General features: G+C 52.0%; 12 protein-coding genes and 1 tRNA gene. 2 read left to right on the top strand and 11 right to left on the bottom strand.

The annotated features are described in order from the left end of the window. Nucleotides 1-31 precede the first annotated feature (31 nt). Nucleotides 32-1,342, top strand: a complete 1,311-nt coding sequence (locus C4F51_RS06625; RefSeq protein WP_328701317.1) for an NAD(P)/FAD-dependent oxidoreductase — start codon at nucleotides 32-34, stop codon at nucleotides 1,340-1,342. 43 nt (nucleotides 1,343-1,385) lie between these two features. Here the strand turns inward: C4F51_RS06625 and C4F51_RS06620 are convergent, their stop codons facing one another. The 7 genes from C4F51_RS06620 to ftsH all read right to left on the bottom strand — a co-directional run bounded on the left by C4F51_RS06620 (nucleotide 1,386) and on the right by ftsH (nucleotide 7,871). Further along, a complete protein-coding gene (locus C4F51_RS06620; RefSeq protein ID WP_193908304.1) occupies nucleotides 1,386-2,105 on the bottom strand; it encodes a tRNA-uridine aminocarboxypropyltransferase in 720 nt (239 codons plus the stop codon). A 96-nt stretch (nucleotides 2,106-2,201) separates the two neighbouring features. Next, nucleotides 2,202-2,286, bottom strand: a tRNA-Leu gene (locus tag C4F51_RS06615). A 13-nt stretch (nucleotides 2,287-2,299) separates the two neighbouring features. Next, on the bottom strand, nucleotides 2,300-2,653 hold the full coding sequence (gene secG, locus C4F51_RS06610) for a preprotein translocase subunit SecG (protein WP_193908302.1): 354 nt from the start codon (nucleotides 2,651-2,653) through the stop codon (nucleotides 2,300-2,302). A gap of 65 nt (nucleotides 2,654-2,718) precedes the next feature. Further along, complete coding sequence (tpiA, locus tag C4F51_RS06605) at nucleotides 2,719-3,474, bottom strand: triose-phosphate isomerase (protein ID WP_268905025.1); 756 nt, start codon at nucleotides 3,472-3,474, stop codon at nucleotides 2,719-2,721. Nucleotides 3,475-3,624: 150 nt separating this feature from the next. Beyond that, nucleotides 3,625-4,962, bottom strand: coding sequence for a phosphoglucosamine mutase (gene glmM, locus C4F51_RS06600; RefSeq protein ID WP_193908298.1), 1,338 nt, complete (start codon nucleotides 4,960-4,962; stop codon nucleotides 3,625-3,627). Nucleotides 4,963-4,986: 24 nt separating this feature from the next. Continuing rightward, nucleotides 4,987-5,844, bottom strand: coding sequence for a dihydropteroate synthase (folP, locus tag C4F51_RS06595; protein ID WP_193908296.1), 858 nt, complete (start codon nucleotides 5,842-5,844; stop codon nucleotides 4,987-4,989). 104 nt (nucleotides 5,845-5,948) lie between these two features. Continuing rightward, on the bottom strand, nucleotides 5,949-7,871 hold the full coding sequence (ftsH, locus tag C4F51_RS06590) for an ATP-dependent zinc metalloprotease FtsH (RefSeq protein WP_193908294.1): 1,923 nt from the start codon (nucleotides 7,869-7,871) through the stop codon (nucleotides 5,949-5,951). Nucleotides 7,872-8,298: 427 nt separating this feature from the next. On the opposite strand from ftsH, the gene C4F51_RS06585 reads away from it, so the two are divergent. Next, a complete protein-coding gene (locus tag C4F51_RS06585; protein WP_193908293.1) occupies nucleotides 8,299-8,607 on the top strand; it encodes a YhbY family RNA-binding protein in 309 nt (102 codons plus the stop codon). Between the two features lie 75 nt (nucleotides 8,608-8,682). On the opposite strand, the gene greA is transcribed toward C4F51_RS06585, so the two are convergent. The 4 genes from greA to C4F51_RS06565 form a co-directional block, all read right to left on the bottom strand. Continuing rightward, the gene (gene greA / locus C4F51_RS06580; protein WP_193908291.1) at nucleotides 8,683-9,162 is read right to left on the bottom strand and encodes a transcription elongation factor GreA; all 480 of its coding nucleotides are present in this window, start codon (nucleotides 9,160-9,162) and stop codon (nucleotides 8,683-8,685) included. Next, nucleotides 9,159-12,380 (bottom strand): carbamoyl-phosphate synthase large subunit, encoded by a 3,222-nt coding sequence (gene carB, locus C4F51_RS06575; protein WP_193908289.1) that lies wholly within the window; start codon nucleotides 12,378-12,380, stop codon nucleotides 9,159-9,161. The genes greA and carB overlap by 4 nt, the downstream gene beginning before the upstream one ends. A 162-nt stretch (nucleotides 12,381-12,542) precedes the next feature. Then, nucleotides 12,543-13,703 carry a glutamine-hydrolyzing carbamoyl-phosphate synthase small subunit gene (carA, locus tag C4F51_RS06570; protein WP_235992290.1) on the bottom strand — a complete coding sequence of 387 codons (1,161 nt, stop codon included), beginning with the start codon at nucleotides 13,701-13,703 and terminating at the stop codon, nucleotides 12,543-12,545. A gap of 283 nt (nucleotides 13,704-13,986) precedes the next feature. Further along, nucleotides 13,987-14,868: an SMP-30/gluconolactonase/LRE family protein gene (locus tag C4F51_RS06565; RefSeq protein ID WP_193908279.1), complete on the bottom strand. Its 882-nt coding sequence runs from the start codon at nucleotides 14,866-14,868 to the stop codon at nucleotides 13,987-13,989. Between the last annotated feature and the right edge of the window lie 6 nt (nucleotides 14,869-14,874).

The raw sequence follows: 14,874 nt of genomic DNA, 5'->3' as shown, positions 1-14,874 counted from the left end.
CGCCTCATTTACTATTGGCAAGAGGTGTATCGTGAGTACTCAAAACGCATTGAAAAAAATTGTGATAGTCGGCGGCGGCGCAGGCGGCATGGAACTGGCCACAAAGCTGGGGAAAAAGCTGGGGAAAAAAGAAAAGGCCGAAATTATTCTGGTTGACCGGGATGCAACCCACTTATGGAAACCCCTGCTGCATGAAATTGCCGTGGGCACCATGGACGAAGGTGTGGACGCCGTCAGCTACCGGGGCCACGCTATCGCGCATGGCTTCCACTTTCGCGTCGGTACCGTTATCAATATAGATCGCGATAAAAAACACATCATTCTGGCGCCGATGAAAGACGAAGAAGGCGTTGAATTTCTCCCCGCTACTTATCTCGAATACGATTATCTGGTGATGGCACTCGGATCAGTCTCCAATGATTTCAACACGCCAGGCGTAAAAGAAAATTGTATTTTTCTCGACAGCCCCAAGCAAGCCTATCGCTTCCGCAATAAACTGATGAGCTTGTTCCTGCGCATTCAACGCCTGCCGGAAGTTAATGATGCCGCGCGTATTGCCATTGTCGGTGGCGGCGCTACCGGCGTAGAACTTTCTGCCGAGCTTTACCACGCGGTAACCGAATTTCATAATTACGGTTTTAATGTGGTAAACACCGAGCATTTGCACGTAACACTGATTGAGGCCGGCCCGCGCATATTACCGGCGTTGCCCGAGCGCATCTCCGCCGCCGCACACAAAGAACTCGCAACATTGGGCGTAAGCGTCAAACTCGAAACATCCGTAGTGTCTGCCGAGGCCGGGCGCTTTATCACCAAAAGCGGCGAAATTATTGAAGCCGATTTGATGGTGTGGGCTGCCGGCATCAAGGTGCCCGATTTTATGAAAGACATTGGCGGGCTGGAAACCAATCGCATCAATCAATTGGTGGTTAATCCGTTTTTGCAAACCACCCGCGACCCGCACATTTTTGCAATTGGCGACTGCGCCGAATACACGCAGCTGAACGGCAAACGTGTTCCTCCGCGCGCCCAGGCAGCCCACCAAATGGCGACCGTTTGCTATCAAAACATTGTTGCTCTGCTGAATAACAAACCGCTGAAAACCTATCAATACAAGGATCACGGCTCGCTGATCTCCCTCGCTAACTACTCAACCGTCGGTAACCTGATGGGGAACTTGCGTGAAGGAAGTTTGTTTATTGAAGGCCGTCTGGCACGCTTTGTTTATATCTCGCTGTATCGCATGCATCAGGTCGCCATTCACGGCGTGATAAAAACCGGGCTGATTATGTTTGCCGGTAAAATCAATCGCTGGCTACGCCCTCGCCTTAAATTGCATTGATAGCATAAAAAAATCCCGCCACAAAAATGGCGGGATTTTTTTATCATGCTCTGGCAATAGCCGCCAGACGGTGGTGTGCGTCGCCGGGAACCGGCGGAACACATTGGCGTGTTGCCACATAATGCGCATTGAACACCGAAAAATAATCCAGAAAGAAATCACTATTCTGTTGATCGCCCGCCATCTCAAGGCTCAATGCAGCCGCCTCAAAGGTAGACACATAATTATCCTGATGAGATTTGCGCACCGCATAACCCCGCAACAACGCCTGAGGTAACGCCAGACAAGGCAAATGCTTCATCCACTGACTGAGATGGAACATACGACCACCCTGCTTCCAGGTACCATCCAGCAAAATGAAAGTCTGTTTCTTTTCAGACGGTGAAATTTTATCGGTTACTGGCCGCTCACTGTTTTCATCGAGCGGATACACCACAAAACACTCACGATCCGGCTCTGCCAACAACGCCAGCAAACGCGGATCAGGCTCTGTTCTGCTCCAGCAAAAAACATGTGTTTGGTCGGGCAACACATCCGCAATCAGGCGACCGGTATTGGTCGGCTTGAAAACCTCGTCACGGTGCATCAACACAATAAATTCAAACCGGCTCTGCAACCGCGGCCGCCAACGACAAAGACAAGCAAATGCCGCTAACTGACAACGCTCACACCGAGCCACCGACTTGCCACGCGCAAGAAACTGCCGCGTAGATGTGCGCAAACGTTCATCACGTAATTGCAGATACTGATTTTCAAATGACATGATGGCCTGACTGCAGAAAACACACGAGGATCTGTTTGCCATCGCCGACAAACAGGCACAAAAAAGCCCGCATCAGCGGGCTATTTTGTTTACTTATGGTACCCAAGGCCGGACTCGAACCGGCACAGCTTGCGCCACTACCACCTCAAGGTAGCGTGTCTACCAATTCCACCACTTGGGCATTTCTTTAAAACTTATTGCTCATCCTGTACAGCAGGAACATCGCTGTTGGACGCCGGTGTTTCAATGACTGGAACATCGGTTTGTTGCGTATTCTGAATATCCAGTACTGAAGGAATACCTTCAGCCAGTGGCGAGCTGTTTTTGGCAATGATTGCCAGGCCGAAACTGGTGCAGAAAAAAACTACAGCAAAAATAGCGGTGGCGCGAGTAAAGAAACTGCCACTGCCTTCACTGCCGAATACTGTTTGCGATGCACCGGCACCAAAAGAGGCACCTGCAGCTGCGCCTTTACCTTGCTGAAGAAGAATCAACACGATAATAGCCAAGGCTGACAACACATGAATAACGAGTACTAATTTTTCCATTTTTCCGCTTCTCTCAGAGTGCGCGTATGTTACCTGAACTTCTTTTGAAAATCATCAGGTTGCGATTAATTTGCTGCATTACATATTGCCACAAATTCTTCTGCAACCAGCGAGGCACCACCTAACAGTGCGCCATCGATATCAGGCATTTGAAACAGTTGGGCGGCATTGTGTGCTTTTACACTGCCACCGTACAAAATTCTTGGCGATACAGAACCCAATCGACTACGAATGAATGCATGTACTTCCTGGGCTTGCTCCGGTGTGGCCGTCTTGCCGGTTCCAACTGCCCAAACCGGTTCGTAAGCGACTACCGCATTTTCGAATGCCGCAATACCTGCTGCATTGATAACGTGCCCTAACTGCGCGCCGATAACTTCCAGCGCATTACCACTTTCACGCTGCTCCAGTGATTCACCGATACAGAGCACCGGGATTAATCCGGCGCGCTGTACCGCAAGAAACTTCAGAGCAACATCGGCGTCGCTTTCATGTTGCATACGGCGACGTTCGTTGTGGCCGACAATCACATAGCGGCACTGCCAGTCTGACAACATTTGTCCGGATATTTCTCCGGTAAATGCACCACTGTCATGTTCGCTAATAGTTTGCGCGCCCATGACTAACGGACTGGCACCGATCAGTTCGATCACTTGTTGAAAATAAGGATAAGGAGGGCAAATTACCGTCTCTACCTGATTTTCAGAATTCCATCGGGTCAGGATATCGGAGAGCAAGGTGGCGTTAAATTGCCGATCCCCATGCATCTTCCAGTTACCGATGACCAACTTCTTACGCTTTGTGTTTGTTGCCTTAATCAAGAGCAAAACCTCCCCCAAAGCGGGCGCTGATGATAGCCAAGTTGGGATTAACATACAATCCCAACTTGAGCCTGGCACCCAACTTTTTGTGTTTTTCGGTTGATTGGGCTGATATCTGCCGGCTTCGCTTGAATTTGCAACAGGTTTTGATCAGTTCAAAACCCGCTCAACAACAGCTGCCAGTTCTTGTGCCAATTCTTTTACTTGTTGACGATCCTGTCCTTCGATCATCACCCGCACTACCGGCTCAGTACCGGAAGGCCGCAATAATACACGACCGGTTCCTGCCAGTTTTGCTTCCACCTCTGCCACTGCCGCCTGAATGGTTTCGTCAGTCGCGACATTCAAACGGCGAGACATACGCACGTTGATCATGGTCTGCGGCAGCTTGGTCATACCTTTCTTGATTTTGTGCAGCTTGTTGCCGATGGTTGTCATCGCCAGCAACACTTGCAGTGCGGCAATAATGCCGTCACCGGTTGTCGTCACATTGCTGCAAACGATATGGCCGGAATTTTCGCCGCCCAGTGTCCAGCCGTTTTCGATCATCCGCTCGATAACGTAACGGTCACCCACATTGGCACGGGAGAAAGGAACGCCGAGATTTTTCAATCCCAGCTCGAAACCGAAGTTGCTCATCAGCGTGCCGACCACGCCCTCGCAACCACCGCCAAATTCTTTTTGATAGGCCGCAATGATATAGAGAATCTCATCGCCATCCACCAGTTCGCCTTTATGGTCAACAAATACAACGCGGTCGCCGTCGCCATCAAAAGCAATACCCAGGTCAGCGCCGACTTCGACCACTTTTTCCTGTAAAGCTTCGGGCTTGGTGGAGCCACAACTACGATTGATGTTGGTACCGTTCGGCTCAACAAACATCGGCACAACGCGTGCGCCCAGCTCGGTGAATACGCTGGGCGCCATATTGTAAGTAGCACCATTGGCGCAATCCAGCACAATGGTCAGCCCTTGCAGACTGAAACCCCAGGGCATGGTGCCTTTACAGAATTCAATATAACGACCGGAGGCATCAGCAATGCGACGCGCTTTACCGAGACGCTCAGCGGTGATCATGGGCTTTTCAAGTTCGGCTTCAATCAGCAATTCAAGTTCGTCCGGCAGCTTGGTGCCAGTGCCACTGAAGAATTTGATACCGTTATCAACGTAGCTGTTGTGAGAAGCACTGATGACGATACCGGCCTGCGCCTGAAAAGTACGCGTAAGGTAAGCCACACCGGGCGTTGGCATAGGCCCCAACAGCCCCACGTCAACACCGGCATTAATCAAACCGGCCTGCAAGGCAGATTCAAACATGTAACCGGAAATACGGGTATCTTTACCAATCAGAATCAGGTTGGAACCACCGAAGCGATCCATCAAAACCCTGCCGGCAGCCCAGCCGAGTTTCAGCATGAAATCGGGCGTAATAGGCGCTTCACCGACGAGGCCGCGAATACCATCGGTACCAAAATATTTTCGCGACATAGATTCCCTACTCCCCTCGTTTCATCAATGTAAATGGAAAAGTTGTTGATCGACCGCATGATAAACCGCCAGCACATCGACTGTCGCGGCAACATCATGAACTCGAATAATGTGTGCGCCTTTTTGTGCGGCAATCGCGGCTAGCGCCAGACTGCCCGGCAGGCGCTCGCTCACTTCCCGCCCCAGTAAATGCCCTAACAGGGACTTTCTGGATAAGCCGGCAAGAATGGCAAAACCCGATTCGGCAATGCGCTGCTGGTAACGCAGCAGCGTTAAATTGTGTTCGAGATTTTTTCCGAAGCCGTAGCCCGGATCAAAAATCAGTTTTTCTTTGGCAATGCCCGCAGCAATGCAAACCGCCGCCCGCTGCTGCAAAAAAGAAAGCACCTCTTCGATGACATTTTCGTAGTGCGGTGCTTTTTGCATAACAGCCGGTTCACCATTCATGTGCATAAGGCAAACCGGCAGTTGACTCGCTACCGCAGCTTCAAGTGCGCCCGGCCGTTGCAATGAGCGGACATCATTAATGATGGATGCACCCACAGCGGCAGACTCACGAATCACCGCTGCAGAACTGGTATCAACAGAAACAATCGCCCCAAGACGGGAAACCAGCTGCTCAACAACCGGCACCACCCTATCCAGCTCTTCTGCTTCGGACACCTGAATAGCGCCAGGGCGCGTTGACTCGCCACCCACATCAATAATCACAGCGCCTTCGTCAAGCATTTGCTGCGCACGCTGCAATACCAGATCCATAGATAAAGCGGTTTGCTGGTAGTAGCGACCGCCATCGGAAAATGAGTCGGGGGTGAGATTCAGAATTCCCATCACAACCGGACGGGAGAGATCAATCAGATGGGATCCTGCTTGGAGTTGCATGGATAGGGGCACTTTGTTTGGCAGCAAAAGAGATGGGCTTTGTAAATGATCACCCTGAAAAAAACAACCCCGGAACAAGCCGGGGTTATCGTTTTTGCTAAAGATTAGTGTTCGTTAGCAGGACCACCAATAGGGTTGGCACCCGAGTCAGGAGCCGGTTTGTTTTCAGCCTCCTTGTCGATGCTCTCCGCCTTGCCGGTGTCATTATCGTCATCTTCCCACTCACGCGGTGGACGCACTTTACGACGAGCCATCAAATCGGAAACCTGATCAGCATCAATGGTTTCATATTCCATCAGCGCATCTTTCATGGATTCCAACACATCGCGGTAGTCAGCGAGGGTTTTTTCTGCCAGGGCATAACACTCATCAATAATACGACGCACTTCCTGATCGATAATGCGCGAGGTTTCCGGGGAATAATTGGGAGAACTCACACCCGGGTAACCACTTTCATCTTCCGCGTACAACAAGGGGCCCAACTTGTCGGACAAGCCCCAACGGGTAACCATGGCGCGAGCCATACGGGTACCGTACTCGATATCGCTGGAAGCACCGGTAGAAACACCATCCGGGCCGGCAATCATTTCTTCGGCGATACGGCCACCGTATACAGAGGCAATACGACCTAACAAATAGCGCTTGCTCTGGCTGTGCTTGTCGTCTTCCGGCAAATAATGGGTAACACCCAATGCACGACCGCGAGGAATGATCGTGACCTTGTGCACCGGATCATGCTCGGGCATGACGCAACCGACGATGGCATGACCCGCTTCGTGGTAAGCAGTCATTTCCTTTTCTTTCTCCGACATAACCATGCTCTTGCGCTCTGCGCCCATCATGATTTTGTCGCGCGCCTGCTCAAAGTTATCCATGGTGACCAGACGCTTGTTACCGCGCGCCGCCATCAGTGCCGCTTCGTTCACCAGGTTAGCCAGGTCAGCACCGGAGAAACCGGGTGTACCTCTGGCGATTACGGATGCTTCCACACGCTCATCCAATGGAACCTTGCGCATGTGTACTTTCAGAATTTGTTCACGACCGCGAATATCCGGTAGACCCACATATACCTGACGGTCAAAACGACCCGGGCGCAGCAAAGCTTTATCGAGAACATCGGCACGGTTGGTAGCTGCAATGATGATAACGCCATCGTTGCCTTCAAAACCGTCCATTTCAACCAGCAACTGGTTCAGGGTTTGTTCGCGCTCGTCATGACCACCGCCATGACCGCCGCCGCGATGACGGCCCACCGCATCAATCTCATCGATAAAGATAATGCAGGGAGACTGCTTTTTGGCCTGATCAAACATGTCACGCACACGTGACGCACCAACACCAACGAACATTTCTACGAAGTCGGAACCGGAGATAGAAAAGAATGGCACCTTGGCTTCACCGGCAATGGCTTTTGCCAGCAAGGTTTTACCGGTACCCGGAGGACCTACCATCAAAACACCGCGGGGAATCATGCCGCCCAGACGCTGGAATTTGGAAGGATCACGGAGAAACTCAACCAGTTCCTGTACTTCTTCTTTTGCCTCATCAACACCGGCAACGTCAGAAAAGGTGGTTTTGATCTGGTCTTCGCCGAGCAAGCGCGCTTTGCTTTTACCAAAGCTCATCGGGCCACCACGGCCACCGGCGCCCCCCTGCATCTGTCGCATGAAGAACAGGAAGACCGCGATAATAATAAGAATAGGGAAACTGGCAACCAGTAGCTGATGCCACAAGCTGGGAGTTTGCTGCTCTTTACCTACCACTTCCACACCGTGGTTGAGCAGGTCATCCATTAATTTTGGGTCTTCCACAAAAGGACGAACCGATTTGAAAGGCGTGTTGTCCTGGTAGACACCGTCTATTTTGGTGTACCCGTCAAAGGTCACTTTCTTTACCCGGTCGCTTTTTACCGCGAGTACGAACTCGGAATAAGTAAGACCTTCGTTGGCAGGCGAGCGATTAAAGCCCTCGAAAACACTGAAAAGAACGACGGCAATAATTAGCCACAGGATTAAATTCTTGGTCATATCGTTCAAGAAGACTTCCTCATTGGTACACCTAAGACAATTTCAGACCCTGAAAACAGCCTGATAGCAAACATTTATTTAAGACAGAACACCTTGAAGTTTACTCATACAGGCTTAAAAAATCAGCTAATACTGAAAACTTTCCGGCATTGCGCCAACTTCGCTGGCCGCACAAAAAAGGTTTTTCTACTCACAACGGAAGGTAATGGGGACAAAACCTGATAAAACAAGGTATGTAAAAAGGAAATTCACTAACAATTCTCCACCTTATTCAGCATTCAGACCACAGCAAGGCAAGAAATGTTCCGAAACTTCCTTATTTTTACCCGCCTGACGCTGCATTACCGCTAAATGATTAACTTGCATCGGGCCTTCAGGATACAATAGCAGGCAAATTCGCTATTTCCCTGTTATTGAAGGTAACCCTATGCCCCTCAGCGCTGATCGCAAAAAACAGTTTCGTACTATTGGCCACCAGTTAAATCCTATTGTGACAATTGCCGGCAATGGATTGAGCGAAGGTGTTCGCCAGGAGCTGAATCGGGCGCTGGATGACCATGAGCTTATCAAGGTGAAACTGGCTGTCACTGACCGCGATGAACGCAAAGCCTTGATTGCCGAGCTGCAAAAGCTGCCAGCCCTGGAAATCGTGCAGGAGATTGGCAAGGTGGTAATCCTGTATCGTCAAAACAAGAAAGCCAACCCGAAACTGTCCAATATTCAACGTCAGGGCTGATATCCAATCAGTCTGCGACGAGCACAAAAAAGCCGGCAATTGCCGGCTTTTTTGTGGCTGAACAGGTTGGGCAAATTAAATATGCCTGACCGATTCAATCTCATACTCAATTTCACCGCCGGGGGCTTTCACCACCACCACGTCACCCTCTTCCTTGCCAATCAACGCGCGGGCAATAGGAGAGTTAACGGAGATTTTGTTTTCCTTGACGTTAGCTTCGTCATCACCAACGATCTGATAGGTAACACCCTGATCAGTTTCGATATTGATGATAGCGACGGTGACACCAAACAGCACTTTGCCGGTAGGAGCAATTTTCGTCACATCAATAATCTGGGCATTACTCAGCTTGCCTTCAATCTCCTGAATACGGCCTTCACAGAAACTTTGCTGCTCACGCGCTGCGGCATACTCGGCATTTTCTTTCAGATCGCCGTGCTCACGCGCCTCCGCGATCGCTTGCACGATACGCGGACGCTGTACTTTTTTCAGGTCTTCCAGTTCATGCTGCAGCTTTTCTGCGCCCAGCACCGTCATCGGAAATTTGGTACTCATGCACTGATCCTCTTGTGCAAATCCTGCAGGCTACGCACTTCAATGTCTGCATGACCTTTCAGTGCCATACAAACCGCTTCACCGGCTGCCAGCGTGGTTGTGTAGTAAACACGATGATTTTCCGCATTACGGCGAATGGATGATGAATCGCGAGTGGCCTGACGACCTTCCACGGTGTTGATGATCATCGCGATTTCATCGTTTTTGATCATATCAACAATATGCGGACGCCCTTCCTGCACCTTGTTCACAATGCGAACATTGAGGCCGGCCGCCTGCAGCACAGACGCGGTACCGCGAGTCGCCACTACCGAGAAGCCAAGCTCCATCAGATCGCGGGCCACATTCACAATACCTGGCTTGTCCATATCGCGAACGCTGATAAAGACATTACCCGAGGTTGGAATACGGTTGCTGGCACCCAACTGCGACTTGCCAAAGGCTTCGCCGAAGGTGTCGCCCACGCCCATCACTTCACCGGTAGATTTCATCTCCGGGCCGAGAATCGGGTCAACTGCCGGGAATTTGTTGAACGGGAATACCGCTTCCTTCACGCTGAAGTAATCCGGAATGATTTCTTTGGTAAAGCCCTGGTCTGCCAGCGACGTACCCGCCTGACAACGCGCCGCCACTTTGGCCAATGAAACACCGATACACTTGGAAACAAACGGCACCGTGCGCGATGCACGCGGGTTCACTTCAATAACGTAAATCTTGCCATCCTGATAAGCCAGCTGGGTGTTCATCAAGCCGATAACGCCCAGTTCGATGGCCATTTTCTTGACCTGCTCGCGCATTTCGTCCTGCACATCGGCAGGCAAGGAGTAAGGCGGCAGAGAACAGGCGGAGTCACCGGAGTGCACACCACATTGTTCAATGTGCTGCATAATACCGCCGATAACCACTTGTTTACCGTCCGATACTGCATCGATATCCACTTCAATCGCTGCATTCAGGAAGTGATCCAGCAACACCGGCGCATCTTCAGAAACTTGCACCGCAGTACGCATGTAGGTACGCAGCTCGTCTTCTTTGTAAACGATTTCCATCGCACGGCCACCCAGAACATAAGACGGGCGAACCACCAGCGGATAACCCACTTTGTCCGCAGCAACCAGCGCTTCTTCCAAAGAGCGAACGATGGCGTTAGGCGGCTGCAGCAGGCCCAGCTTTTCAATCATTTGCTGGAAACGCTCACGGTCTTCAGCTTTATCAATCGCGTCCGGGCTGGTACCGATGATAGGCACGCCTTCAGCTTCAAGAGCACGTGACAGTTTCAACGGCGTTTGACCGCCGAACTGTACGATCACGCCGACCGGTTTTTCCTTGTTGACGATTTCCAACACGTCTTCGAGGGTTACCGGCTCAAAGAACAGGCGGTCGGAGGTGTCGTAATCGGTAGAAACGGTTTCCGGATTACAGTTGACCATGATGGTTTCGTAGCCGTCTTCGCGCATGGCGAGAGCTGCGTGCACACAGCAGTAGTCAAACTCGATACCTTGGCCGATACGGTTCGGGCCACCACCAATAACCAGAATTTTTTTCTTGTCACTCGGGTTGGCTTCACACTCTTCCTCGTAAGTGGAGTACATGTAAGCCGTCGAGGTAGAAAATTCTGCCGCACAGGTATCAACACGCTTGTACACCGGGCGAATGTTCAGCCCCTGACGGTGATGGCGAACAGCTTTTTCTGTTGTGCCCAGCAACAACGCCAGACGCTTGTCAGAGAAACCTTTGCGCTTGAGCTGGAAAAGTTTGTCTGCATCCAAATCATTGAGCGATTTTCCGCGCAGTGATTGTTCGATATCAATCAACTCTTTAACTTGCACCAGGAACCAGGGATCAATTTTTGACAAATTGAACGCCTCTTCCACGCTCAGCCCCATGCGGAAAGCATCGCCGAGGTACCAGATACGCTCGGCACCGGCTGTCGTCAATTCGCGACGAACTTTTGCCGCGCCTTCTTCGCTGGTGTAATCCACTTTGGATTCAAAACCGGCAGAACCGACTTCCAGACCGCGCAAGGCTTTCTGCAAGGACTCTTGAAAGGTACGACCAATCGCCATCACCTCACCGACAGATTTCATCTGGGTGGTCAGGCGGGCATCAGCATCACCGAATTTTTCGAAGGTGAAGCGCGGCACTTTGGTAACCACATAGTCAATGGACGGCTCAAACGACGCCGGGGTTGCACCGCCGGTAATGTCGTTTTGCAGCTCATCGAGGGTGTAGCCCACAGCCAGCTTGGCAGCGATTTTGGCAATCGGGAAACCGGTCGCCTTGGAAGCCAGCGCTGAAGAGCGGGATACACGCGGGTTCATCTCGATCACGACCATACGGCCGTCTTCCGGATTCACCGCAAACTGTACGTTGGAGCCGCCGGTCTCTACACCAATTTCACGCAATACCGCGATCGATGCATTACGCATGATCTGGTATTCCTTATCGGTAAGAGTTTGTGCCGGTGCTACGGTGATGGAGTCACCGGTGTGCACGCCCATCGGGTCAAAGTTTTCGATGGAGCAGACGATAATGCAGTTGTCGTTTTTGTCACGAACCACTTCCATCTCGTACTCTTTCCAGCCGAGCAGGGATTCGTCAATCAACAATTCGTTGGTGGGCGAGAGGTCGAGACCGCGAGTACAGATCTCTTCAAATTCTTCCCAGTTGTAAGCGATACCACCACCGGAACCACCCATGGTGAAAGACGGGCGGATGATGCACGGGAAGCCGAATTCTTTCGGTACTTCCTTGGCTTCTTCCATGGTGTGGACGATTTTGGCGCGGGCACATTCAAGGCCGATACGCTTCATGGCTTTGTCGAAGAGGTTGCGGTCTTCAGCCATGTTGATGGCTTCTTCTTTGGCGCCAATCAATTCAACATTGTATTTTTCCAGCACACCGTGTTTTGCCAGTGCCAGCGCACAGTTGAGCGCGGTTTGCCCGCCCATGGTCGGCAGGATAACGTCGGGGCGTTCTTTTTCGATAATTTTGGCAACGGTTTGCCATTCGATCGGCTCGATGTAGGTGGCGTCAGCCATCGCCGGATCGGTCATGATAGTGGCGGGGTTGGAGTTGACCAGAATAACCCGGTAACCCTCTTCACGCAGGGCTTTACAAGCTTGTGCGCCTGAGTAGTCGAACTCGCACGCCTGGCCGATAACGATGGGGCCAGCGCCGAGGATCAGGATACTGTTTATGTCGGTACGTTTTGGCATGTCTGCTCCGGTGTGTGCGATCTTCGGTTGTTCAGGGGTTGGCGGGTCGGGCAAGTTAAACTCGCCGTGAACCCGTCCGTGGGGGCTCGAGTGCAGCATCCTTGCTGCACACGGTTTTACTTGCCCGACCCGCCAACCCCGCGAAGGTCGTGCATAATTCGCTTAAGCCTTACGGGCCTGCATCAATTCAATAAAATGTCCAAACAGCGCTTCTGCCTCGTGTGGTCCCGGGCTGGCTTCAGGGTGACCCTGGAAGCTGAAGGCTGGTTTGTCAGTGCGATGAATCCCTTGCAGCGATCCATCAAAGAGGGATTTGTGCGTGGCCACCAGGTTAGCAGGCAAGCTGCTTTCTTCTACCGCAAAACCGTGGTTTTGCGCAGTGATCATGACGCGCTTGCTGTCGAGATCCTGCACCGGGTGATTACCACCGTGGTGACCGAATTTCATCTTGATGGTTTTGGCACCAGAGGCCAGACCCAGCAATTGGTGACCAAGACAAATGCCGAACACCGGAATGTCGGTTTCCAGGAAGGTTTTGATGGCTTCAATAGCGTAGGTACAAGGCTCCGGATCACCAGGGCCGTTGGACAGGAAGATGCCATCGGGATTCATCGCCAGCACTTCGCTGGCCGGTGTTTGTGCCGGTACTACCACCAGCTCGCAGCCGCGCTCGACCAGCAGGCGCAGGATGTTGCGCTTGACGCCGTAGTCGTAGGCAACCACTTTGAATTTTTTGTCACCGGCAAAGGTGGTATGGCCAACACCCAGCTTCCACACGCCCTGATCCCAGTGATAGGCAGTCGGGGTGGTGACTTCTTTAGCGAGGTCCATGCCTTTGAGGCCGGCAAATGCTTTGGCCGCAGCCAGCGCTTTGGCTTCATCAATGTCACCGGCCATGATGCAGCCGTTCTGAGCACCTTTGTCGCGCAGCAGGCGAGTCAGGCGACGGGTATCGATGTCGGCGATGCCTACAACGTTAGTGTCGATGAGGAATTGAGAGAGCGTTTTTTCGTTGCGGAAGTTGCTCGCCAACAGCGGCAAATCGCGAATCACCAGACCGGCGGCCCACACTTTGTCACACTCACCGTCTTCGGTGGTGGTACCGGTGTTGCCGATATGGGGATAAGTGAGGGTTACAATCTGTTTGGCATAGGAGGGATCAGTGAGAATTTCCTGATACCCGGTCATCGCGGTATTAAATACCACTTCACCCACGGATAGGCCTTCAGCACCAATAGAGGTGCCACGAAAAATACTGCCGTCCTCGAGTACGAGCAGCGCAGGCTTTTTTAACGAAGCCAGTTGGGAATCCCCGGTAGTCAAGTCAACCTCCTCAGGTATGATGGCCGCATAATTTTCATTCAATTTCACTTTTTCCAGGTCGAGAGACACAACCACACAACAAATTACGTGCGGAATCCGACATGATTAAAGAGGGCATTATTGAGTGAAAGCCCGGTCGCTACTTGTAAAAAAGCGAGATGAAACGCGCTGCTTCATCTCGCTCCGATACTGGTGAGTGCGACCTTGGGGCGCGGCTGTGGCCGTATACAATCTGACCGCGAATTCTACGGGAGCAAGACTGCTGTGTCCAATAGATATTGCCCTATTTGAAACACGGCTCCGGCAAGCCGCGAATATCTGTCTGGTAAATCAACAAGTTGCCTGCCCGGGGCTGCCGATCCAAAGCCGCTTCGTCCAATCCTTGCCGGGCGCTGGTGACAATAAGCCAGGAGAGATCCGGCCCGCCGAAAGCCACACAGGTTGGCTGGGAGAAAGGTAAATCCAGCGCTGCCAGCTGCTGACCGTCGGGGCTGTAGCGGCGTACCTGCCCACTGCCCCACAAGGCATTCCACAGACAATCTTCACTGTCTATACACGCACCGTCCGGCTCCAGCCCGAACTCTACCGCGACAAAAACCCGCCCTGCTCCGCTAATACGCCCGGCAACGGGATCGAAGGGGTATTGCATGATTTTCCCGGTGGGAGAGTCAGCATGGTAAAGATGCGTACCATCGCGACTCCAGCAGAGCGCGTTGGAAATTGTCAGCCCGCTCAAGTGGCAGTGAATGTCACTGCCGTCAAAACTGTATAAAGCGGTCGATTGTTGCGCGGCGTTATTTTCTTCAACCATACCGCCTGCCCAGAATCGCCCCTGGCGATCCACCCGCCCGTCGTTCATCCGATTGCCACGAATAGCCTGCTCGGGACGTGCCAGCCATTCCAACTCTCCTGTTTCCAGCGTCAGCCAGGCGATGCCGGTAGCAGCAGCGACCAGCAAGCGGGAATCAGAGGAAGAGAAGGCAAAACAACCGATACGCTCCGGCGTGGGCCAGGATGTCAGTTGCTCAGTGGCGGGGGTGAAGCGGTAAATCAGGGAAGATTGTATATCAGTCCACCATACCGACTGATCGCGCTCATTCCATTGCACGCCTTCGCCCAGCCGGTTTTGGCAGGCAACTTCATGCAACAAGGTAAAACGGGACATAACACG

Origin of the sequence: Cellvibrio polysaccharolyticus, assembly GCF_015182315.1 — a bacterium.
Classification (GTDB): domain Bacteria; phylum Pseudomonadota; class Gammaproteobacteria; order Pseudomonadales; family Cellvibrionaceae; genus Cellvibrio; species Cellvibrio polysaccharolyticus.
The sequence above is the reverse complement of the archived record's forward strand: the minus strand, read 5'-3'. Positions and strand labels throughout refer to the sequence as shown.